This is a genomic window from Antribacter sp. NEAU-D49 (genome assembly GCF_057158775.1).
Map to the genome: position 1 here is coordinate 21277 of NZ_JBXTSN010000028.1, position 20954 is coordinate 42230.

At 72.1% G+C, this 20954-nt stretch carries 21 protein-coding genes; 5 read left to right on the top strand and 16 right to left on the bottom strand.

All coding sequences use genetic code 11. From position 1 onward, the window contains the following. Positions 1-49 precede the first annotated feature (49 nt). The gene (locus AC060K_RS18530; RefSeq protein ID WP_483766823.1) at positions 50-598 is read left to right on the top strand and encodes a hypothetical protein; all 549 of its coding nucleotides are present in this window, start codon (positions 50-52) and stop codon (positions 596-598) included. A gap of 220 nt (positions 599-818) precedes the next feature. Here the strand turns inward: AC060K_RS18530 and AC060K_RS18535 are convergent, their stop codons facing one another. From AC060K_RS18535 to AC060K_RS18580, 10 genes are all read right to left on the bottom strand, one after another. After that, positions 819-2024 (bottom strand): tyrosine-type recombinase/integrase, encoded by a 1206-nt coding sequence (locus tag AC060K_RS18535; RefSeq protein WP_483766824.1) that lies wholly within the window; start codon positions 2022-2024, stop codon positions 819-821. Continuing rightward, on the bottom strand, positions 2014-3831 hold the full coding sequence (locus tag AC060K_RS18540; RefSeq protein ID WP_483766825.1) for a hypothetical protein: 1818 nt from the start codon (positions 3829-3831) through the stop codon (positions 2014-2016). The genes AC060K_RS18535 and AC060K_RS18540 overlap by 11 nt, the downstream gene beginning before the upstream one ends. Continuing rightward, on the bottom strand, positions 3828-4052 hold the full coding sequence (locus AC060K_RS18545) for a helix-turn-helix domain-containing protein (protein WP_483766826.1): 225 nt from the start codon (positions 4050-4052) through the stop codon (positions 3828-3830). The genes AC060K_RS18540 and AC060K_RS18545 overlap by 4 nt, the downstream gene beginning before the upstream one ends. Then, positions 4052-4594, bottom strand: coding sequence for a hypothetical protein (locus AC060K_RS18550; protein WP_483766827.1), 543 nt, complete (start codon positions 4592-4594; stop codon positions 4052-4054). The genes AC060K_RS18545 and AC060K_RS18550 overlap by 1 nt, the downstream gene beginning before the upstream one ends. Before the next feature lie 17 nt (positions 4595-4611). After that, positions 4612-4950 (bottom strand): hypothetical protein, encoded by a 339-nt coding sequence (locus tag AC060K_RS18555; RefSeq protein WP_483766828.1) that lies wholly within the window; start codon positions 4948-4950, stop codon positions 4612-4614. 15 nt (positions 4951-4965) lie between these two features. Continuing rightward, on the bottom strand, positions 4966-5964 hold the full coding sequence (locus tag AC060K_RS18560; RefSeq protein WP_483766829.1) for a bifunctional DNA primase/polymerase: 999 nt from the start codon (positions 5962-5964) through the stop codon (positions 4966-4968). Positions 5965-6198: 234 nt separating this feature from the next. Beyond that, positions 6199-6546 (bottom strand): hypothetical protein, encoded by a 348-nt coding sequence (locus tag AC060K_RS18565; protein WP_483766830.1) that lies wholly within the window; start codon positions 6544-6546, stop codon positions 6199-6201. Beyond that, on the bottom strand, positions 6543-7643 hold the full coding sequence (locus AC060K_RS18570) for a hypothetical protein (RefSeq protein ID WP_483766831.1): 1101 nt from the start codon (positions 7641-7643) through the stop codon (positions 6543-6545). The genes AC060K_RS18565 and AC060K_RS18570 overlap by 4 nt, the downstream gene beginning before the upstream one ends. A 2-nt stretch (positions 7644-7645) precedes the next feature. Further along, entirely contained in the window at positions 7646-9295 is a 1650-nt protein-coding gene (locus tag AC060K_RS18575) for a hypothetical protein (protein ID WP_483766832.1), read from the bottom strand. Between the two features lie 887 nt (positions 9296-10182). Beyond that, entirely contained in the window at positions 10183-11751 is a 1569-nt protein-coding gene (locus AC060K_RS18580) for a pectate lyase family protein (RefSeq protein WP_483766833.1), read from the bottom strand. 259 nt (positions 11752-12010) lie between these two features. Between AC060K_RS18580 and AC060K_RS18585 the strand changes: the two genes are divergently transcribed. Continuing rightward, complete coding sequence (locus tag AC060K_RS18585) at positions 12011-13207, top strand: NAD(P)/FAD-dependent oxidoreductase (RefSeq protein ID WP_483766834.1); 1197 nt, start codon at positions 12011-12013, stop codon at positions 13205-13207. Positions 13208-13313: 106 nt separating this feature from the next. Here AC060K_RS18585 and AC060K_RS18590 read toward each other — a convergent pair whose 3' ends face one another. The 3 genes from AC060K_RS18590 to AC060K_RS18600 all read right to left on the bottom strand — a co-directional run bounded on the left by AC060K_RS18590 (position 13314) and on the right by AC060K_RS18600 (position 14638). Beyond that, on the bottom strand, positions 13314-13463 hold the full coding sequence (locus AC060K_RS18590) for a hypothetical protein (protein ID WP_483766835.1): 150 nt from the start codon (positions 13461-13463) through the stop codon (positions 13314-13316). Positions 13464-13556: 93 nt separating this feature from the next. Next, a complete protein-coding gene (locus tag AC060K_RS18595) occupies positions 13557-14117 on the bottom strand; it encodes a TetR/AcrR family transcriptional regulator (RefSeq protein WP_483766836.1) in 561 nt (186 codons plus the stop codon). 47 nt (positions 14118-14164) lie between these two features. Continuing rightward, positions 14165-14638, bottom strand: a complete 474-nt coding sequence (locus tag AC060K_RS18600) for a DUF2867 domain-containing protein (protein ID WP_483766837.1) — start codon at positions 14636-14638, stop codon at positions 14165-14167. A 70-nt stretch (positions 14639-14708) separates the two neighbouring features. Between AC060K_RS18600 and AC060K_RS18605 the strand changes: the two genes are divergently transcribed. Beyond that, positions 14709-15098 (top strand): DUF6463 family protein, encoded by a 390-nt coding sequence (locus AC060K_RS18605; RefSeq protein ID WP_483766838.1) that lies wholly within the window; start codon positions 14709-14711, stop codon positions 15096-15098. On the opposite strand, the gene AC060K_RS18610 is transcribed toward AC060K_RS18605, so the two are convergent. Next, on the bottom strand, positions 15018-16103 hold the full coding sequence (locus AC060K_RS18610; protein ID WP_483766839.1) for a helix-turn-helix transcriptional regulator: 1086 nt from the start codon (positions 16101-16103) through the stop codon (positions 15018-15020). The genes AC060K_RS18605 and AC060K_RS18610 overlap by 81 nt on opposite strands. A 108-nt stretch (positions 16104-16211) precedes the next feature. Here AC060K_RS18610 and AC060K_RS18615 point away from each other — a divergent pair, with 108 nt between their 5' ends. Beyond that, entirely contained in the window at positions 16212-16940 is a 729-nt protein-coding gene (locus AC060K_RS18615; RefSeq protein ID WP_483766840.1) for an alpha/beta fold hydrolase, read from the top strand. On the opposite strand, the gene AC060K_RS18620 is transcribed toward AC060K_RS18615, so the two are convergent. Next, entirely contained in the window at positions 16913-18604 is a 1692-nt protein-coding gene (locus tag AC060K_RS18620; RefSeq protein WP_483766841.1) for an FAD-dependent oxidoreductase, read from the bottom strand. The two genes, AC060K_RS18615 and AC060K_RS18620, sit on opposite strands and share 28 nt — an antisense overlap. 264 nt (positions 18605-18868) lie before the next feature. On the opposite strand from AC060K_RS18620, the gene AC060K_RS18625 reads away from it, so the two are divergent. Then, positions 18869-19105: a hypothetical protein gene (locus AC060K_RS18625; protein ID WP_483766842.1), complete on the top strand. Its 237-nt coding sequence runs from the start codon at positions 18869-18871 to the stop codon at positions 19103-19105. 39 nt (positions 19106-19144) lie between these two features. Here the strand turns inward: AC060K_RS18625 and AC060K_RS18630 are convergent, their stop codons facing one another. After that, a complete protein-coding gene (locus AC060K_RS18630) occupies positions 19145-20590 on the bottom strand; it encodes an HNH endonuclease signature motif containing protein (protein WP_483766843.1) in 1446 nt (481 codons plus the stop codon). Positions 20591-20954: the final 364 nt, after the last annotated feature.

A 20954-nucleotide genomic window follows, 5' to 3' on the forward strand; every position in this document is an offset into this window, starting at 1 on the left:
CAACTCAGCGATTCCCTCTCGAGGGGAACCGTCGAAGGTAGACACCCCCATGACACAGACAAAAAACGCCACGACAGAAACCACGAACAACGACACCACGACACCTGTAGAGGCATGGCTGGAGAGCCTGGAAACGGCCTCCCCTGCTGAGGTTGAGGTCAAGGACCCCGCAGAGCTGCGCCGCATAGGTCTGTCTCAGCGCGCCCTGTCAGCCGCAGAGAGCGAGCTACGCGAGGCGGTTTACGCTGCGCGCGAGGCCGGCTACTCATGGGCTGACATTGGCCGCACTCTAGGCGTGACCCGACAGGCCGCACAGTCCCGCTTCGGGGTCTCATCGGCGCTTCTTCCGCCTGTACATGACGGGAGAGTGCGTTCACTCTTTATCGAGCCGTCCCGATTTGAACAACTCGACGAGGCGATTGATTCACTCAACGACCGCCTACGCCAGGCCCGCGACCGTCGGCGCTCTCGTGGAGGGATAGACCCTCTTGTGAGTTATCACGTCTGGGTGGCGGCGGTTGAGGGGACTCCTAGCGAAAAGGACTCCTCCTCCGAGGAAGAGTCAGATGCCGACGCGCAGGGCGGTTTTCCCGGCTAGCCCGAAGCCCCCTGCTGGGCGCCCCGTTCCCCCTTCGTTGGGGGCGGGGCGCTCTCGTGCGTGCTCGACGTGCTGGGTGGCTCCATGCTGGGTGTGGTCTCCTTGACGTACGGCGATGCGCGACTACTCCCGTCCCCATGGGTGTCGGGCCGACACCGAGTAGGGCGACGTCCGAGCGGGGCCCCGACAGCACGACGTCAGGGCCCCGCAATGCAGGCCGTCAGCCTCCGAACTGCTCCAGGATGCTCCGGTGATCCGGCCCTAGATCGGGCGCCGCGACGTAGTGCTTGGCCGTCACGACAGTCCCGCTGTGCCCGAGCTGCTTGGCGGCCGCTTCGATGTCCGCGCCGCGCTCCACAGCCGTCCCGACGCTCTTGCGGAACGTGTGCGGCGTGATCCACGTCCACTCCGGGTGACGCTCACGGAACTTGCGCCACTGCTTGTCGACGGTCGAGACCTCGCGGAGTCCGTTGCGGATCGAGGGGAACACGAGTCCGAGCTCGTTGGCCGGCACCTCGGAGAGCCGACGCTCCAGCATCTTCACTGCGAACAGCGGCACCAGGTATCCGCGCGGCCTCTTCCCCTTGGTGGTGTCCTGCCGGAAGAGTCGGACCCCGAACTCACGGACGACGGTCCCGGTCAGATAGACCACGTGCTTGTCGAGGTCGACGTCCTCCCAGCGGAGCGCGAGGGCTTCACCGATGCGGCAGCCGGTAGCGAGCATGACGTCCACCAGGTCGCCGAGGTTCTGCGCGGTCGCGCGCGGGTCGGCGGCCAGAGCCGCACGCAGCAGGACCACATCTTCGACCGTCAGCGCCTTGACGTCTCCGCCGCCGGTCGCGGGGACCGGTGACACCGACCGGGCCGGGTTGGCGGTAATGGCGTCCTCACGGACCGCCACGTCGAGCATGCCCTTGAGGCACGTCAGGGCGAGCCGGGCGTTAGCCGGGTGCTTCTCCACCTCGCCGGCCACCCACGCCTCCAGCCGCGAGACCATGCACTCCCGAAGGCGAAGGCCACCCAGCCCGGGGATGACGTACTGCTCAGTGGTGTAGCGGTATCGCTGCTTGGTGTTCACCGCGAGGGTGCTCGTGTCGATCTTCGTACGGAGCCAGTAGTCCGCCAGCACCTCCAGGCGCGTGTCAGCAGTGATGAGCTCCGACGACGTGCGCTTGCGCGCTGTCAGCTCCTCGCGGAGCCGGGTCTCTGCTTCCGCAAGGGAACTCCCCCACGCCTCGACGGGGCGGGTGCGGCCGTCGTTGTCACGGAAGCGAGCACGGGCAGCCCAGCGGATCGCCTTGACGGGCACTTTCTCCCCCGCCGGCGTGTGCCAGCTCTTACCTGACCCTTCAAGGCGCGTGCCCTTGTAGTACGGCGTGGTGTTGATCTTCCCGTGCGATCCCACGGGCAGTGGCTTACGCGACATGGTGACGGTCTCCCAGGGTGGTAACGGTGTGGTTCGGGCGGCAGCGGGCAGTGAAGCCCGGGCCGGTGAGCGGTTCGCCGCAGTCGGGGCAGGCGACGTCCTCAGGTGCCCCGGATTCGTTCCCCGCCTTCCCCGCCTCCCCGTCGTCGCAGGTCACAGCGTCGGAGGTGGCGGGGATGGGCGGGTCATGGCGGGGATGGGCGGGGAACGGTTCCCCGCCGGTTCCCCGCCTCTCCCCGCCGTTCCCCGCCAGGTGCAGCGTCCTGACCTGCACAGACGGGTTAGGCGGGGAAGGCGGGGAAGGATTCCGTGCCGTCTCTGGGGGTGTGAGTCCCCAGACGGTCACGCCGTTCTTGTTCGCCGCGCCGAGGTCGTCCACGGCCCAGCCGGCGGACCGTAGGGCGGGTGCGTTGCGCTTCAAGACGCCGGTCGCGGCCCGGGAGTTGCGCGGCCAGGCTCGCGGCAGCACGCCGTCAGGCTGGACCAAGGCGAGGAGCTGCGCGGCGGTTCCCTCCCACGGCGCCCGCACGTGCTCGGTGATCGCCGCGAGGAAGGGGTCCGACGTCACGGCGTCGGCCGCGAGGTTGCTCGCCTGGTCCCGGTACGCGGTCAGGGAGTCCGTGCCGTGCATCTGGTCCAGCGCACCGAGCACCATGGCGAAGTCAGCCATGCGCGGCATCGACTCCAGACGCACCGAGCCGATGCGAGCCTTGCACGCGGCGACCTGGTCCAGCAGGGCACCGAAGATGCGCGGCCACGCGGCCTCCCACGCGCTCATGAGCTGCGACTCCGGGCGGCGGCGGTCCTCGGTGATCCGGTCGAGGTTGACCACGATGGACCGGTCCGCGAGGTCCGGTGCCATCGCGCCCACGTCGATGCCGTTCATGACCAGGACGCGGCGGAACGAGAACACGGCGAGCCCGTCGTTGCTGTACAGCGCGCGGCGGACGTCACCGTCCCCCGTGACTGCCCGGCACAGGGAGTCCGACAGCCACGCTGGGATGGTGGACATGTTGTCCAGCCCGACGACCCAGGACCCCTGAGCCGCCGTGACCCACGTGTCCATGTCCTTGGGCGGCTTGCGCACGGCGACCGGGGACGGGTCCACGAGCTGCACCAGGTTCTTGGACGCGGACGACTTCCCGGTGCCCTGCTCGCCCAGCAGCGCCAGCATCGGGTGAGGGATGCGGGCGAAGCCGAGGGCGGCCACGAGCCAGCCGAGCACGAGCGGCCGGTCCTCCGGGGTGACGTTCAGCAGCGCCCACAGCTCGTCCAGGCTCCCGCCCGGCTCCGGGGTCGGCAGCGCAGCGGTGAGCACGCTCCGGCGGAACAGGACCGGGCACTCGGTGACCACCTGCCAGCCGCGCCCGTCCACGCGGACCACCCGCTCGGTCGTGTCGCCGAGGTCGATCCACGTTGCCCCGCCGAGCTCGGCGACCCGGAGGTGGACCTCCTCCGGCTCGGTGTCGGCGGCCATGCCCTCCAGCACGAGCAGCGCGTCCGACAGTGCCTGTCCCGGCGGGATCGCGCCCGTCTGCTGTCGGTACACCTTCGCCAGCTCCGCGCGCAGGGCGTCCTTACGCAGCGTGCGCACGACGTTCCCGCCCGACCTGGGCACCGCGTACGGGTCACCGTCCGGGGTGCAGCCCAGGTCGTACCGCTCCAGGGCCAGGTCAGCCAGCAGGGCAGCAGCAGACTTCCGCTCGGCGGCCGGCTCGCCTGCCGGCGTCTCGGGCGCGGTCTCGGTCGCCGTGGTCGCGGTGTCCTCGGCCGGAACCGGCTCCGGCTCCGGGTTGCGGGCGCTCATGCTGCGCTCCGGGTGAACTGCTCCTCGATCCACGCCTCGACGTCCGCGAGGCGGTAGCGCAGGTGGCGGCCGATCTTGACCCCGGGCGGGGTCGGGCGCCCGGCGGACCGCTGCACGTACAGCGTCCGGACCGGGATGCGCAGCAGGTCGGCCACCTCCTGGGGCGTGAGCAGTGCGCGGGCGGCAGACGTGGTGCCGGCCTTGGCGGTCGTGGCGGTCATCAGTTCGTCTCCTTGGTGGTGGCGGTCGCCAGGGCGATGACGGCCCGGGCGGCGACGGGGTAGCAGTGCGTGTAGGGGCGCATGGCCACGGCGGCCAGGTCGGCGAAGAACGCGATGCCTCGGGCGTCGAAGTCGACGTCCGCCAGGCTCCAGGCCACGCGCTGGGCGGGGTGCAGGGTGGCGATCAGGCGGCACATGCGCGCCTCCCCCGAGGACATGCCCCCGAGGCTTGCGGCGGCGGGTGGTGCCTGGGGGCCGGCAGCCTGCCAGGCGTCGTACTCGGCGTCGGTGGCGTAGTCGGAGATCCAGTGCGTCTCGCGGTAGGTCTTCCACGCGGTGACGTGGTCCTCGTAGGCGGCGAACACGTGGGCGTAGTGGTCGAGCCAGTCCGGGTCGGTGGTCCCGCCAGGGATCACGCGGGCCACCAGCTGGCGCGCCCACTCGTGGCGGTTCACGAGCCAGTCGGCGGCCTGGTAGGGGTCGGTGGGCGGCAGCTCCGGCGCGGCGGCCGGCGTGCTGGCGGGTGCGGGCGTGGTGGTCATGGCGTTCTCCCTCTGGTTCAGCGCGGGCGGATGGCGTAGTGCGCGGCGGGGTAGGCGCAGCTCGGGCAGGTGCCGTCGAGGTCGAGCGGTGCGGTCGCTCCGTGGCCGGCGCACTCGGCGCACGCGGGCTCGTGGGTGTCGGTGCCGCAGTCGGGGCAGTAGGTGTGCACGGTGGCGACGGCGGGTGCGCGGCAGGGCGGGTCGAGGTGGAAGATCCCGTCCTCGAGGTGCTCGTCCCACACGTCCCAGACCATGAGCTGCACGGCGCACGGCTCGACGGCCGGCGCGGGCGCGGGCGCGGGGCGGGTTGTGGTGAGGGCGGCGAGGATGCGCCGCGCGGTCGTGGTCAGGCTCATGGCGTGGGCTCCGTTTCAGGCGGCGCGGTGGTGGGCCGGGCGGGGTGTGAGGGTGCGGGGGTTGTTGGCGCCGCGGCGCATCCCGGATCGGACGGTTGCCAGCGCCTCGGCCTGGGTGAACGCGCGGGCGGTGACGTGCCCGGCGGCGGCGTCGAGCAGAACCCCGGTCGCGGTGGCCTCGGTCAGGGCGCCGCCGGCCACGAGCTGCCCGAGGGCGACGGCGGCGATGAACAGGGCGTGGTTGCGGGTGCCCTCGGTCGCCTGCCGGACGCGGGCGGTCTCGCCCTCGACGGCGGCCCGGACGTACCCGGTCACCCCGTAGAGGTCGGTCGAGGTCGTCCGGCGGGTGCCGGGCGGTGGGACGGCTGGTCCGGCGAGCAGGGCGGTGACCCAGGCGGGCAGCGGCGCCGGGGCGGCGTAGCTCGTGACCTCGTACAGGCCGGTGTTGGTCCGGGTCGGCGGGGCGACGACGTACCCGCCGGCGGCGCGGGTGTCGATCAGCCAGCCGAGGCGTCCGGCGGTGTTGCCCAGCTCGATGCCGTCGGGGCGGAGGTAGTAGCGGTGGGTGCCGCCGGACGGGGTCCGCACGGTCCACGTGTCCGGCAGTGGCTCGTGGTCGGTCACGAGCGCGGACAGCACCTCCTCACCGCAGGTCGCACGCCCGGTCCATTCGGCTGGGGTGCGGGCGCCGGGCTTGGGGGCGTCGGTGTCGATGACGAGCAGGCCGGACGGTCCGGTCGCGATGCCCAGGCCGTAGGGACGGCTGGACCAGGCGCGCGTGATCCGCCCGGGGTCGGTCGTGGCGCGCTCCTGCCAGCCGGTGTGACCGTTGCGGCACCAGAAGTCGGTACGGCGGTCGCACTCGTGGGCGGGGTGCCGGGGTGCGGCGGGACGCTTCCCGCCGGGGATCAGGGGGAACACGGCCCAGCCTCGGGCGGCGTACTCCAGGGCGGAGGCGAGCAGCGCGCCGTTCGGCACCTGGCCGGCGGCGTTCGCGACGTTCGTGGCGGTCATGTCGGTGGGTCCTTCCGTGCTGGTCCAGCCCTGTTTCGGGCATGGCTGACGCAGGGGGTCCGGGTAGCGGTAGCGCGACCCGGACCCCTTGCGGGGCGGGATGGAGGGTGTTTCGGGGTGGTGCGCGATGGGCTGCTACCGCGCTACTTCGGCCAGATCATGCGGTTTGTGCCGGTAGCGGGGCCGCTACCGGTAGCAGGGCTCCTGCTACCTGCGAGCGGGCTCGGCGCGGGGTCAGAACGGTGGATCGGTGATGCCCTCGGTGCGCAGCTCGTCGGCGAGGTCGGGGGCGGTCGCTGCCTGCCACTCGTCGCGGTCGGCGTCCTGGTTCTGCCGGGTGGTCTCGGCGACCCAGGCGGTGTAGGTGATGGCGGCGTGCCGCACGATGCGGTGCGCGAGCTCTGGGGTCTGGTTCGCCAGGGCGGCGGCCGCGTCGAGCAGGAGGGAGGCGGTGCGGGCGTTGAGCTCGTCGTGGGTGGCGGCGGTGCTCATGGCCTCCAGGTCGCGGGGCAGCCGCGCGGTCATGGCGTACAGGTCGGCCCAGGAGGAGTCGGCCCAGGACCGGTCGGGGGTGGCGTTCATGCGTTGACCTCCTCGACGTGTGCGGCGCGGACGGTCTCCAGGTCGCGGCGGGCGGTGCGGTCGGTGACCTCGTGACCGGCGGCGGTCAGCGCGGCGAGGGCGTCGGCGCTGTCCGCGTCCGGACGGTCCGCGAGCAGGGCGGACACGATCGCCAGGCGGGCGGCCTTGTCCGTGGCCTTGTCCGCCTCGGCCGGTCCGGCGGGCCGGACACTGCGGCGGACAGGGCGGGGCGTGTGTGTCCGGACAGCGGCCCGGACAGGGGGCCGGTCCTGTCCGGCAGCGGACACCAGGTGCGCGCTGTCCGCCCGGGCCATGTCCGTCAGTTCGGCGCGGACAGCCTCGGCGGCCCGGTCCTCGTACTCGCTGCCGGACACGGCGGACAGGGCGGGCGTGTGGGCGAGGCCGGCGACGCGGTTGTTGGTCTCGATGTGCATACGGGCCACGTCCGCGACCGCGTCACCGACGGCGGACAGCGACTTGAGCCAGGCGGACACCTCGGCGGCGACCTCGGTCGGGGGGACGGTCTTCAACGCGATGGCACGGGCGCGGCGGCGCCTGGCCTCGGCCCGGGCGATGGCCCGCCGGGCGGCGGGGGTGTCGGTGCCGGCGGCGTAGGCGCGGGCGGCGTCCTCGACGGTCAGGAACAGGGCGTGCATGCGGGCGGTCTGCCGGATCTGGGACCAGGTCCGCCCGGTCGCCAGGTGCTGGTCACCGAGCAGGACCAGGTGCCACAGTCCGGCGGCCAGGACCGGGGCGGCGATGCGGAACAAGGCCGCCCCGAGCCCGTGGCCGGCCGCGAGCTCGTGCCACGCGGCCAGCAGCCCGGAGACCCCGGCGAGCATCCACGTGATCGTGAGCAGCGTGCCGGCCGGGCGGCCGTCCTTGATCGCCTCGCGGGCGAGCAGCGCGACGGTGAGCTGTGCGAGCTCGAAGATCCCCGCGAACGCCAGGGCCACGGCAACGGTCCAGTCGAGCATGTCGCGGCCGAAGCCGTACATGCCCTCGTAGGCCACGCCGGTGCAGAGCAGCGCGACGGCGACGGCGAGGGTCAGGACCAGGCGGCGCGACCCGCCCGGCGTCGTGGTGGTGTGGTCCATGGTCAGTCCTCCTCGGTGAGGTCGGTGGTCTCGCCCAGGGCGGCGACGACATCGGCGCGGGCCAGGCCGCGCCGGTTGGAGCCGTCGTGCTTGACCTGCACGCCCGGAACGCCGTGGTTCTTCGCGGCGGCCAGGACCTGGGGGCCGGTCCAGGTCTCGTAGTAGTCGGGCTTGTGGCTGGCAAGGCGCGTGGCGAGGTCGTCGGCCCAGACCTTCCCGTTGGGCCACTCGGGGTCCTCGGCAGGCCACACCGCGAGCAGGTGGTCCAGGATCGTGGACTGGTCCGTGTCGGCGGGGTCCTCCCCCGCCGCCATGCCGGTCAGGTAGCCCTTGGCCTGCCGCACCGCGCGGGCACGGTCGGCGATGGTTTCGGCGGTCGGTCCGTCGATGTACGCGGTGCGCACGATCACGGGGTCGTCGCCCTCTCCGGCGAGGTAGGCGACGCCGCGGTCCTTGCGGCCGAACGTGGTGGCGGAGTACCCCGACCCGTACATCCCGGGTCCGAGGATCATGTTGTTGACCCCGGCGTCCATGACCTTCAGCGCCAGGCGGAGGCCGGCGTTGGAGGAGACGGACTTGGGGATGGACTTGTCGTCGGGGCGCTGGGTGGCGAGCCAGACCATGATCCCGACGAACGGGCCACGGCGGACCAGGTCCTCGACGATGGCGCGGGCTTCCTTGCCGTGGTCGGGGTGCTCGAACAACACCTGGGTCTCGTCATACGCGGCCAGGATCGGGTGCAGGCCCAGGGACTTGATCGAGGCGAGCTCGTCGGTCACCTTCCCCTCGGCGCAGCGCGGGTCGCCGGCGAGGTCGGTGCGGATCAGGCGTGCACGGCGGCCTACCTCCTTCTGCATCGCCTTGAGGTCCGCCAGGAGGGCGGCGATGTCGGCCGGGTCGTCCCCGGACCGGTAGTAGTGCGCGACCTTCCCCAGGGGTGCGAGGTCGGCGCCGCCCTTGAGGTCGTGGATGTGGAGCTCGGCGCGGGGGTCGAGGGCGGCGGCCAGGAGCAGGAGGCGCAGGGTGAAGGTCTTGCCCATGCGGGGGATGGCGCCGATGATCCCGGCGGAGAACATCAGCGTGGTCTCCACCAGGCGCCCGCGCGGGTCGACGCCGAGCGGGATGGGGTCGAACAGGTTCGCGGTGCCCTTGGTGGCCAGGGGCCAGGCGGTGGGCTTGGACTGCGACAGGGACCGGTCGGCTACGTAGAGGATGAGGCGGCCCTCGTGCACGTCGGGGTCTCCGGTGACCCATACGCACCCGAGGGGGCGGCGCAGGGCGGAGGCGAGCTGGGAACGCTTCTCCATGACCTGGGTGGCGGTCGCCCCCGGGGGTAGGTCGATGTCGGCCCGGTAGCCGGCACCGTCGCGGACAATCGGGGTGACGAACCGGATCGCGTTCGGGTCCTTGCCCACCGAGGACAGGGACCCGACACCGAGGACCGACAGGGCCTCGCGGATGAGTCCCTGGTCCAGCACGGGCACCTGAGCGCTCACGGCGGAGTTGTCCGTGATCCGCGCGTCCGCCTTGCGGCCCAGGACGCCGAGGGCGCCGACCAGGAGCACGGCGGCGCCGGCCTGCACGAGCTCGGGCGCGGACGACAGCACGGCGGTCCCGGCGATACCGGCAGCGCCGGCCGCACCCACGACCACGGCGCCACGGCGGCGGACCAGGGCGCGGCGGTCCTTGACCAGCCGCAGGTAGACATCCGGGGTCGAGGCTGTGGCCAGCAGGGAGCGGCGGACCTCGACACTGTCGGAGTCCGCGACCCACCGCCAGGCGACGGCGACCAGGCGGGGCGTCGAGCGCGTCCTCCTTGCCGGGCGTCAGGTGCCCGACGTCGTCGACGAACAGGAGCCGTACCGGGTCCCGCTCGCCCTGCCGCTCGACCTCCTGCGTCAGCCTGTCCAGGAACGCACCGTGGTCCATGCCGGTGAGGAGCTGTCCGTCGGACCCCGGGCGGAGGGAGGACCACCGGGCCAGGTCGATGCCGTAGCGGCGGTTCAGGCTGACAGCGTGCGGGCGGCCCGCGCTCAGGCCCCCGAGGCGCACCGCCGCGGCCTGCCCTCGCGCCGCGCGCAGGGCGGCCACAGTGGTGGCCGTCTTCCCCATCCCGGCAGGCCCGGACACAACAAGAGCCGAGAGGTCGAATCCGGCGGCGAAGGAACGGATGACCCGGGACTCGCGCTCTCGCCCGACGACCCGGCCCCACCGTTCCGGTACGGCCCTCGGTGACTCACCGCCCCTGTCTGACTCGTTCTCCGCTCCCCATGGACCGGAGACATCTCCCCTGTCGACTGTGTGAAATTCCATGCGCCCCCCTGCTCCGAGAAAGGTAAGCGAGGAAGTGCGCGCGCGCAGGGAATGCGATCGACGACCAGTCATTTCACCCGACGAATAGGGTTGAACAGCGACATCCGGAGAATTCCGCAGTTCCCGGAAGAACCACAGCGGAAAAGGCTGCGGGTGGCGTCCTGGAGGAGGCAGCGCCGCACTCCCTCAGGACACCACCCACAGCCGTCGGTGGAGACAGACGTCGTTATCCGGCGTAGGTCTCGAACTCAGCCACCCGCGGCGTGCTGCTCGAGCTGGTGATCACGAGGCTGATCTTGGTCAGCGAGGTCGCGGTGAAGGTGACGGGGGTGGTGGTGACGCCCGTGCCGGAGGCGAGGGTGGCACCGGTCGCGGCGTTCACCAGTCGCCACGCACCGATCCGGCCGGTCGCGCCGGACGCCTCACGGATGACCACCTTCGACACCGTCTTGGCCGAGGACCACTTGACCGAGACGGTGCCGGTGGAGCTGGACGGGGACCAGTAGGTGCTGGCGTTGCCGTCGATCACGTTGCCGTAGCTGGTGCCGTCGGCCTTGCTGGTCCCGTCGGCCCCGGCGCCGAGGCTCAGGTTCGGCCCGGTCGGGACGCCCGGGGTGGGGGTCGGGGTCGGGGTGGGCGTCGGGACGCCCGGGGTGGGGGTCGGCGTGGGCGTCGGAGCTGTCGGCGTGCAGCTGCCGTCCGAGACGCGCAGGCCCTTGTTCGCGCCCGCGGTGGCGGCCACGACGCTGGGCACGCAGCTCGCACCGTCGAGCGAGTAGGCGTAGGGGATGCTGACGGTCGTCGTCGACGTCGGGTTGGGCCCGGCGGGGTTGTTGTCGGCACTGCGGGCCGACCAGGTCACGTTGTCGAAGATGTTGCCCGCGACCTGCCAGTACCCGGCGGCGTCGGTGTAGAAGGTGCCCAGGACGTCCTTGGAGTCCTTGAAGTAGTTGTTGTCGACCTTGGCCTTCGCCCCCGCGCGGGAGTTGATGCCCGACGAGTTGAGGCCCACGTAGTAGTTGTTGTAGATGTGCGCGATGCCGCCACGCAGCAGAGGCGCGCGCGAGTCGATGTTCTCGTACAGGTTGTGGTGGAACGTGACGTAGCCGTTGGTCAGGTCGGTCTCGCTCGAGCCGATGAGGCCACCGCGGCCGGAGTTGCGCAGGATCGAGTACGACAGGGTCACGTACTGGGTGTTGTTCTTCATGTCGAACAGGCCGTCGTAGCCCTCGGACTCGCCACCGGACGCCTCGAGCGTGGTGTGGTCCACCCAGATGTTGCGGACGTTGCTCTCCATGCTGATGGCGTCGCCGCCGTTGGAGAGCGGCGAGCCGGACTTCTTGACGTTCCGGACGGTGACGTTCTGGATGATGATGTTGCGCGAGTCGCGGATGTGGATGCCCAGCTGGTCGAACACCGCTCCGGCGCCGACGCCGACGATCGTGACGTTGCTGATCGACTTGAGCTCGATCACGCCGGCCGCGGTGGAGCACCCGGGTCCGGACACCGCGGTGGTGTTCCCGTGGTTGATGGTGCCTTCGACCTGGATGATGATCGGCGTGCTCGTGGTCGGCCGGGCGCACAGCGCAGCGTGGATCGCGGTCCCCGTGGTGGCCCGCACGGTCTGACCACCGGCACCGCCGGTGGTACCGCCGTTACCGGTCGCGAAGCCTGTCGCGCTCCCGGTCGCCGCGTGGGCATCCGGGGCCGCCGCCAGGGAGGTGATGCCGACCGTGGCGGCCAGGGCCAGGGTGGCCCCCGCCGCAAGGGCGCGTAGTCCCACTCGTGCTCTCATGAACTTGCCTCACTCTTCGTTGAATGCGGGAGAAGAACGTGCACTTGCCGTCCCCCGGGGCACCCGCCCACAGGCAGTCGTGCCCGGTGCGGCGTGCCCGCCCCGGCGCTGGACCAGGCACAGACCACACAAAACCCTCGGGTAACCGGTTTCCGGCACTCTAGTAACCGGTTTCCCACCCTGGCAAGCCCCGTCTCACCCTCCGGCCCGCTCGCGTCTACGGTGAGGAGCACCGGACCGAGCACCCAGGGGGACCGTCGTGACGCGTGACGTGATCGTGGTCGGGGCCGGGATCGTCGGGGTCTCGGTGGCGAGGGAGCTTGCCCGCCGCCCGGGAGTCCGGGTGACGGTGGTGGAACGCGACGACGGCCCGCCACGGGGTTCCACCGCGTTCGCGCCAGGATTCATCGGCCTCTACAACGACGCACCTGTGCTCCTGGAGCTGGCGCGCAGCTCGGCGCAGGTGTACGAGGCCGTCGGCGCGGGGTTCGCCAGGTCGGGCGGCCTGGAGCTCGCCACCTCCGGCGCGGGCGCTCACGAGATCGAGCGACGGGCGGAGGCCGCACGCGCCGCGGGACTGTCGGCGCGATCCCTGTCCGTCGCCGACGTCCCGGGCAGCGTCCGCACGTTCGTCGACACCACGCAGGTCACCGCGGCGACACACTTCCCCGACGACGCCGTCACCGACCCGACGGTGCTCACCGCATCGCTCCGGTCCCAGGCCGAGGCCGCCGGCGCGGTGTTCCTCGGCGGCTGGCACGCCTCAGGTCTCGGCGACCCGGCGAGCGCGTTCACGGTCGTCAGCACCGGCGGCGCCCGGCTCCGGGCCGACGACGTCGTTCTGGCCGGCGGGGCCTGGGGCGCCGGCCTCGCCCGCCTGGCCGGCCTGACGCTGCCGCTCGTGCCCGTGGCTCACCCCTACGTCTACTCGGCTCCCTCCGTCGACGCGGCTCCCGACGCCCGCCTCGGCGCCGGGCCGTTCGTCCGCTGGCCGGAGCACCACGTCTACGCCCGCGACCACGGAGACCGCCTGGGTCTGGGCTCGTACGACCACCGGCCCTCCCCTGTCGACAGCACCGACCTCACCGACGGCGCACGCCTCGGCTGGACCCACGCCTTCGAGCCGGCCATCACGTCCGCGCAGCGCCTGCTCCGGCAGCCGGCCCGGTTTCACGCCGCCGACAAGGTCAACGGCGTGTTCGCCATGACGCCGGACAACCTGCCCTTCCTCGGCGCCTACCCCGGCAGGCCGGGCTTGTGGGTCGCTCAGGCGATCTGGGTCACCCACGCAGCAGGCGCCGCCCGCCTCCTCGCGGACGCCCTCACCGCCGACAGCCCCGTTCCCCGCGAGCTCGCCGTCGACCGGTTCGACGGCGGCGACCAGGACGAGCTCCGCGACCGGGCGCTCCGCCTGTACCGGAACATCTACGCGAACGACGCCCGGACGATCCTCTGATCGACGACCTCTGACGACCGAGCGAGGCCGGGCCCGCAGTGGACCCGGCCTCGCTCGTCTCCGCTTCTCGGTCGCTGTCAGGAGACACCGACCTCGTCGCCGGAGGCTATGTCCTGCGTCGGCCCATCAGGCCGAGGATCAGGCTGACCACCAGGACGATCACGCCGATCCAGATGAGGAACTGGCCGATGTCGGTGGCGACGCCCAAGATCACGAGGACAACGCCGACCAGGATGAGGATGAGCCACGTAGGCATCTCGGTCTCCTTCGGTCTGCACAGCGCACTGTCGCGCTGCGTTATGTCGACCATGCCCTGGTTCGTCTTCGCCCGCACCTTGAGGCGGTCACGTCACCGCACGGAGCCGGCGGTTCCCGACTCCAGGTAGGCGATGAGCCGGTTCCACAGACGGGCCTGCTCGCGCACCGGCACCGGAGGGACGGCGTAGGCGGATCCCACGAGGACGAGGTAGATCAGCTGCGTCACGTCGTCCGCCAGGTCGACGTCGTCGACGACCGCCCGGCACTGCCGCCGCACGTAGTCGACCCGCTTCTGATCGATGCGTTCCAGGTGGGCGCGCGCCTCGGCGTCCCTGCTCGCCCAGGCGCGCACCTGGATCTCGACCTCGTCGGGCGTCTCGTCCGCGAGCGTCACCTCGACGAGCCGCCTGAGCTTCTCCGCGCCGTCGGGCATGGGCAGCGACTCGACCAGGTCGATGAACACCTGGGCGCCGCGCTCCTCGTAGTGCTCGAGCAGGGCGGTCCGGTAGCCCGCGATGCCCTTGAAGTGGTGGTAGAACGAGCCCTTGCTGAGGCCCAGCCGCCCGCAGAGCGCGTCGATCGTCAGTCCCGCCGGGCCGGCCTCGGCCAGGAGGTCGAGGCCCTCGTCCAGCCATCTGCGCCTCGGTGTCATGCCTGCGGTTCTATCACGCCGACCCTGCGGGGCGCGGCGGCCCCGCCTCAGGCATACCTCGGCCAGGCTTGCCCGACGGAGCGGACGAACGGCGGGTACACGACCGCACGGCGTATCGGCCGGATGCCGGCCATATAGGTGCGGCCGAGCCTCCCGACGGGCTTCACGAGCGCTGCCAGCTGCCCCCGGTAGCCGTCGCCCGCGGGCACCCACAGGTCGTCGGGGAGGCGGTCACGCAGGGACGGGACGCCGGAGCCGATGCCGGTCCCCGGGCTGTCCCACCCCAGGACCCTGCCCAGCCCGCGGCGGACGGCGAAGAGGCTCCGGACGGCGAAGGCGGACAGCTCTTCGTCGTCCTCCGACGCGAACTGCCGCACCAGCCGCGGGAAGTCGTCGGGTCCGCCGGGGGTCGGCAGCGCCCAGACGTCCTCCAGCTCGAAGTCGGGGGCGACGTCGTGGATGCGCCACGGGGCGGCGGTGTGGGCGCTGTCGGGCAGTCTGAAGGTGTGGTCGCTGTCCATGCGCCCGACCGTACCATACGGTATGGTACGGTCGTCGGGACGGATCGACAGCCGACGGACGGAGCACCTGATGAGACTGGCACGATGCTCGGGGTTCTGGACCCTCCTCCTCGCGGCGACCCACATCGCCACGGTGCCGCTCTTCTACGGCGACTCCGTCCGCAGCATCCTCGAGGCCGGCGTCGTGGGCGCGCTCGACAAGGACCCGGAGCTGGCCACTCTCCGCGGTGCTGCCTTCTGGTACGTGACCGTCGGATTCTTCCTCGGGCTCGTCGGGTGGACGGTGCTGCGCGCCGAGCGGCGCGGAGACGGGCCTCCCGCCAGTTTCGCCGCGGCCTTGGCGGTCACCGGGGTGTGGGGCGTCCTGCTCACACCCGCCTCAGGGTTCTGGCTGTTCTTCCCCATCGCCTGGCTGGCCCGGCGCACGCGCCCCGCGCGGTCCCGGCTCGCGGAGCCGTAGGACGACGGCCGTCTCCCCCTGGTCCGCCGGCGCACGGCCCAACGGCGCCGGGTCCGCCACCGCCGCGGTCAGCCGCGCCGCGAGCGCCGCCATCTCGGCCCGCAGCTCCGGGCCGCCCTCTACGCGGAACCCGAACGGGAGGGACGCGAGCCACTCCTGGGCGTACATCGTCACGTTCCGTGTGCTGCCGACGAGGACGCACCCCTCCCCCAGGGGCTCGAGCCGGCCCATGGGCGGGCGGACCCAGGGGGCGACGTCGGCGAGGGGCTCGTCGAACACCACCCGCGTGGTGTATCGCCACCCGGTGCCGAGGTTCTCCTCGAGCGCAGCGACCGGGTCGAGGTCCGATGGCGGTTCGAAGGCGTGCTCGGTCTGCTCGACGGCGAGGATCCGGTCGACCCGGTAGGTACGGACTGCGTCGGCGCGCAGGGAGCGGCACAGGAGGTACCAGCGTCCGTAGCGGACGACGACGGCCCACGGCTCGGCCTCGCCCTGCCACTCGGTGCCGGACTCGCTGCGGTAGGTGACCAGGATCCGTCGTCGGGCAGCGACCGCTGCGACCAGGGCGCTGGTGACCGCCGGGTCGGCGTGGGCCGCGTAGCGGGCGGGAGCGGCCGCCGCGTGCTCGCGCAGCGCGGCCGCCTGGCGCCCCACCTGGTCGGGGAGGGCCGTGATCACCTTGCCCAGGGCGGTCCCGACGAGGTCGTCGACGTCGGCGGCGGAGGGATGGCCGTCGAGCACGGCCATGACCAGGCCGAGCGCCTCGTTCTCGGTGAACACGACCGGCGGGAGCCGGGTCCCGCGTCCCAGTCGGTACCCGCCGTGGGGCCCGCGCGTCGAGGTGACGGGGATGCCCGCCTCCCGGAGGATCCCCACGTACCGGCGTGCTGCCCGCTCGGTCACCCCGAGACGACGGGCGAGCTCGTCCGCCGTGGTGCCGGGCCGGTTCTGGAGCAGGTCGAGCGCGCGGAGCGCCCGCGCGGTGGGGCTGAGCTCGGTGGCCATCCGACGAGGCTAGAACGAGTTTTGGCGTACCGGAAGTAGATCGTCCGGAATCGGTTCTAGCGTAGGTCCTGAAGGACTTCCGGACCGCACGAGAGAAAGACACTCATCATGGACATCCTCCTCATCGCCGGACTGTGGCTCGACGCGTCGGCCTGGGACGACGTTGTTCCTGAGCTCGAGGCGCTCGGGCACCGCGCCACGCCCGTGACGCTCCCGGGCCAGGGCGCCGGCACGACGTCTGCCACGCTCGACGACCAGGTGGGCGCCGTGCTCGCGGCCGTCGACGCCGCCGCGGGGAAGCCGCTCGTGGTGGGTCACTCCGCCGCATGCACTCTCGCGTGGCTGGCCGCCGACCGCCGGCCGGAGGACGTCGCCGGTGCGGCGCTCGTGGGCGGCTTCCCCTGGGACGACGGCAAGCCGTTCGCGGACCTCTTCGAGGTGACCGACGGCGTCATGCCGTTCCCGGGCTGGGCCCCGTTCGAGGGTCCGAGCTCCGCGGACCTCGACGAGGACACCCGGCACGCCATGGCCACCACGGCGATCCCGGTACCCGAGGGCGTGGCCAGGGGCGTGGTGCGCTTGACGGACGAGCGGAGGTTCGAGGTGCCCGTCACCGTCGTGTGCGCTGAGTTCTCCCCCGCCCAGGCCCGGGAGTGGATCGGCTCCGGCGACGTGCCCGAGCTCGAGCGCGCGAAGCACGTGGACCTCGTGGACCTCGACTCCGGCCACTGGCCCATGTTCACGCAGCCGGCAGCGCTCGCGCGGCTCCTGGCTCAGGCGGCCGAGGCGGTCTCTGCTACGGCGACGTCTCAGGCCGGCGAGGCCTCGAACGACTGATAGTTCTGGTTGCCGCCCGAAAGGTTCGCGACGTCGTCGAACCCGAGGTTGCGCAGCACGTTCTGGCCGGCGTTCCCGGTGACGCCCTTGTTGCAGTACGTCACGGTGGGCAGGGCGGGGTCGAGCTCGCCCGCCCGCCGGCGCAGCTCCTTGAGCGGGATGTGGACGGAGTCAGGGACCGCCGACCGGGCGCGGTCCTTGGCGGACCGCACGTCGACCACCTGGATGCACTCTCCCTGGGCGCGCCGCCGGGACAGCTCCGCCGGCGTGATCAGCGGTGCCGTCCCGTGGATCGCGTTCGTCAGGGCCATACCGGTGTAGTGGACCGGGTCCTTGGTGGTCGCGTAGGTGGGCGAGTAGGCCAGGTCGAGGTGGAACAGGTCGGCCACGTCGGCACCGTAGGTGATCGCCGTGGCGAGCACGTCGATGCGCTTGTCCGCCCCGGAGGCGCCGATCGCCTGGGCACCGAGGAGGCGTCCGCTCGCGCGGTCGGCGACAGCCTTGAGGATCAGCGGCGTACCGCCGAGGTACTCGGGGCGGTCGGGCTTGAGGTTGTGCAGCACCTCGACGTCATAGCCCGCCTCCCGCGCCTGACGCTCGGTGAGCCCTGTCTGCGCCACACCGACGTCGAAGACCCGCACGATCGACGTACCGAGGATGCCGCGGTGCTCCAGCGGCCCGCCCGTCATGGCGTCACCCGCGATGCGGCCGGTCTTGTTGGCGGTGGAGCCGAGCGGGACCCAGACCGGTTCGCCGGTGACGACATGGAACGACTCCGCCACGTCGCCGACCGCCCACACGTGCTCCACGCTGGTGCGCTGGCGCCGGTCGACGGCGACGGCGCCGGTGGGGCCGAGCCGCGCGCCCGCCTGCACCGCCAGGTCCACGGTGGGACGCACGCCGACGGAGACGATCACGAGGTCGGCCCCGACGCGCTCGGTGCCGCCCGTCGGACCCTGGACCGCGACGCCTGTCACGCCGTCATCGTTCCCGTCGATCCCGACGACCTTGGTGGCCAGGCGCAGGTCCACCCCGTGCTTGCGGAGCTCGGCGTCGACCCGCGCGGACATGTCCGGGTCCATCCGCGGCATTGCGTGGTCGAGAGCCTCGACGACCGTGACCTCGAGACCCAGCCCCACGAGCTGCTCGGTCATCTCGAGCCCGATGTACCCCGCCCCGACCACGACGGCGCGCGCAGCGCCGGTGGACTCGATCCAGCCGCGGATCGCCCGGGCGTCGCTGGGGGTGCGCACGGAAAACACGCCGGGGGCATCGATGCCGGGGACCGGCGGCACGACCGCGCGCACGCCCGTCGCGAGTACCAGCTCGTCGTAGGTGTCGACGACGACGCGGTCCGTCGCCAGCTCGCGCACCGTGACGGTACGGGCCGCCGAGTCGACGGCGACGACCTCGTGACCGGTGAGCACGTCGACGTCGTACCGGGCCTTGAACCACGCAGCGTCGCGGGGGGTGAGCTCGTCGATGTCGGCGACCTCACCGCCGACGAAGTACGGCAGCCCGCAGCCGGAGTAGGAGATGTCGTGGTCACGCTCGTAGACGGCGATCTGCGCCGTCTCGGTGTTGCGACGGGCCTTGGCCGCGGCCGACGTGCCGGCGGCGACCGACCCGACGACAACGATCTTCAGCGGGGACGACGTGCTCATCGCGGCTACCTCAGGTCTGCTCGGAATGTCGTGGGCGGGCGCGGGCCCTGGCGGTCTGTATCGACGTGTCTCTATGTTGACAGCGTTCAATACAGGCGCGCAAGCGGGGCGGAGCGCCGTCACCTGCTGTTCATCTGCGCGGAACCTGCCCGCAGATCTCACGCATCGCGAGTCGGCGCCGCCCGGCATATGTTTCCCGCGGGCGCCATGCGCCCGAACGGCCGGCGTGGGCCGGCCTCCCAAGCACCGCAGCGAGGAGTCGAGATGACCGAGAACGCTGAAGAGTTCGAGCCGCAGGAGCCGCTGCAGTCGGGCGGACGGGAAGGCATGGGCCCCGAGAGCCTGGAGGAGTCGACGGGCGAACCTGGCGGCAACGCCGGTGGCCTGGGCTCCGAGGGCGTCGATCCCGAGAGCACCGTCCAGACGACCCGGTCCGAGGAGCTCTCCGAGTATGACGAGGACGCCCGCACCCAGCCGATGCCGCCTCCGAGCCGGAGCTGACGGAGGGGTTGCCGGGGACCGACGGCAGCGCGGGGCCCGTCATCGCCGGCTATCGCCAGTCGTCGCCAGTCGTCGCCAGGGTCGGGGCTCGGTGATGGGTTTGCCGTGATGGTCGGTGAAGGTCCAGGTGCCGTTGTGGTGGGTCATGGTGATGTTGTTGGTGTCGACGTGGTTGTGGTGGTGCCAGCAGAGCAGGGCGCTGTTGGGGACGCTGGTGTGGCCGCCGGCGGCCCAGTGGTGGGTGGCGTGGTGGACTTCGCAGCGGGAGGGTGGTTCGTCACAGCCGGGCCAGGTGCAGTGCCGGTCGCGGGCGATGACGGCGCGGCGGAGCTCGCCGGTGATGGTTCTGCGGGTGCGGCCCACGTCCAGGACCTGTGACTCGGGGCCGAACACGACCCGGGTGACCTGACTGTCGCAGGCGATCTTGGCGAGCAGGGCTGGGGGGACGGGGGTGCCGGTCTCGGTGAACACCGCCCCGCCCGTGCTCGCGCTCTGGGTGTCCCTGAAGCTTCCGAGGCCGGTGAGGGTGTTGCCGGTGCGGGCGGCCAGGGTCTGCAGCTCGGTCCAGGAGACGGTGACGGTCAGGTGGGGGCGTACTGCGGCGCCGGTGCCGGTGTGGCCGTTGTCCAGGACGATGCGGGCCAGGTCTGCCAGGGCTTGGGCGCGGCGTTGGGTGGTGGTGCGTGCGGTGTCGGGGGTGGGGGGTCGGATGACGGAGTTCAGGGCGGTGGCGAGGGTCAGGCCGTGCTCGTCGGTCAGGAACCCGTTCAGGTGGTACCCGCCGAACGTCTTGGACAGCTCCAGGTGCTCCCGGTCGCGCGCGTGGGTGTGACCGCGTTCGTCCGCGTCCGGGTCGGTCACGGTCGCGAACCGGGCCACCAGCCGCCGGAACTGCGCGGGCCGGTGCGCGCGGGCCTGGGCCAGGAGGAACATCTCACCCGAGACCGCCTCCACACCGTCCGCGCCCGGACCGCCCGCCGGGGCGTCGGGGCCGTCCGCCGGACCGTCCGGGCCGAAGGGGCCGTCGGGGCCGGGCACGGGCCCGGTGCCGGGCAGGGGGGCTGCCAGTGCCGCCTTGCGGGCCGGGCTGGTGGGGGCCCCGTTGACCAGGATCGTCAGGTGGTCGGGGCCGAGGGTCCCGGCCAGGGCCGCGGCCCTCGTGGCGGGCAGGTCCTGGTCCAGGACCCGGGCGGCACGGACCTCACGCCGGGCGCTGGGCACGGAGATGTTGCTCGTCGCGGCGTGCCAGGTCGCGAACGACCTCGCCCCGGCCCCCGACCCGGTGCCCCACCGCCCGTCGGCCTCGACCCGGGGCAGGAACGACAGGCGCAACGTGTCCAACCGGCTCGTCAGGGTCCGGACCCGGGTCCCCGCCTCGACCAGCCGCGCGACCACCAACCCGCCCGCCACCTCCAGGGCGTCCAGCGCCCCCGGCCCGGCCACCGCGACCAGCTCATCCGCGACCGCTTCCAGGTCCGCGAGCACGACCTCAAACGAACGCCCAGTGACAGGCCCGGCAGAGGACAGTCCCGCGGGTGCGGGCGTCGCACGGGGCACCGTGGCGTCCGTGCCGGACCCAGCGTCAGTCCCTGCCAGGCCCGTCCCGGGCACAGAGACACGCGTACCGATCGCTCCGACGACCATCCCCGCACCCCCTCGAAACCCGCATGATCCGGCCGTTCCTGACCCTCCCCATCCTATCGAACACGCGTTCTGACGGCCCGCTGACCAGCCAATCTGTGCACAGAACCCCGAAACCACGACCTGTGGTCGGCCTCCCACCCCCACACCACCGTCACGAGCGACGCAGAGGTCTCCCCGAAATCACCTCGGCGGTTCTCTTCAAGGA

Excerpts from the sequence above, each read along its gene's own strand:
- AC060K_RS18625 (WP_483766842.1), top strand. The coding sequence starts at position 18,869 with ATGACCGAGAACGCTGAAGAGTTCGAGCCGCAGGAGCCGCTGCAGTCG.
- AC060K_RS18580 (WP_483766833.1), bottom strand. The coding sequence starts at position 11,751 with ATGAGAGCACGAGTGGGACTACGCGCCCTTGCGGCGGGGGCCACCCTG.
- AC060K_RS18560 (WP_483766829.1), bottom strand. The coding sequence starts at position 5,964 with ATGACCGCCACGAACGTCGCGAACGCCGCCGGCCAGGTGCCGAACGGC.
- AC060K_RS18530 (WP_483766823.1), top strand. The coding sequence starts at position 50 with ATGACACAGACAAAAAACGCCACGACAGAAACCACGAACAACGACACC.
- AC060K_RS18620 (WP_483766841.1), bottom strand. The coding sequence starts at position 18,604 with ATGAGCACGTCGTCCCCGCTGAAGATCGTTGTCGTCGGGTCGGTCGCC.
- AC060K_RS18615 (WP_483766840.1), top strand. The coding sequence starts at position 16,212 with ATGGACATCCTCCTCATCGCCGGACTGTGGCTCGACGCGTCGGCCTGG.
- AC060K_RS18565 (WP_483766830.1), bottom strand. The coding sequence starts at position 6,546 with ATGAACGCCACCCCCGACCGGTCCTGGGCCGACTCCTCCTGGGCCGAC.
- AC060K_RS18610 (WP_483766839.1), bottom strand. The coding sequence starts at position 16,103 with ATGGCCACCGAGCTCAGCCCCACCGCGCGGGCGCTCCGCGCGCTCGAC.
- AC060K_RS18605 (WP_483766838.1), top strand. The coding sequence starts at position 14,709 with ATGAGACTGGCACGATGCTCGGGGTTCTGGACCCTCCTCCTCGCGGCG.
- AC060K_RS18555 (WP_483766828.1), bottom strand. The coding sequence starts at position 4,950 with ATGAGCCTGACCACGACCGCGCGGCGCATCCTCGCCGCCCTCACCACA.
- AC060K_RS18540 (WP_483766825.1), bottom strand. The coding sequence starts at position 3,831 with ATGAGCGCCCGCAACCCGGAGCCGGAGCCGGTTCCGGCCGAGGACACC.
- AC060K_RS18545 (WP_483766826.1), bottom strand. The coding sequence starts at position 4,052 with ATGACCGCCACGACCGCCAAGGCCGGCACCACGTCTGCCGCCCGCGCA.
- AC060K_RS18595 (WP_483766836.1), bottom strand. The coding sequence starts at position 14,117 with ATGACACCGAGGCGCAGATGGCTGGACGAGGGCCTCGACCTCCTGGCC.
- AC060K_RS18570 (WP_483766831.1), bottom strand. The coding sequence starts at position 7,643 with ATGGACCACACCACCACGACGCCGGGCGGGTCGCGCCGCCTGGTCCTG.
- AC060K_RS18550 (WP_483766827.1), bottom strand. The coding sequence starts at position 4,594 with ATGACCACCACGCCCGCACCCGCCAGCACGCCGGCCGCCGCGCCGGAG.
- AC060K_RS18590 (WP_483766835.1), bottom strand. The coding sequence starts at position 13,463 with ATGCCTACGTGGCTCATCCTCATCCTGGTCGGCGTTGTCCTCGTGATC.
- AC060K_RS18600 (WP_483766837.1), bottom strand. The coding sequence starts at position 14,638 with ATGGACAGCGACCACACCTTCAGACTGCCCGACAGCGCCCACACCGCC.
- AC060K_RS18535 (WP_483766824.1), bottom strand. The coding sequence starts at position 2,024 with ATGTCGCGTAAGCCACTGCCCGTGGGATCGCACGGGAAGATCAACACC.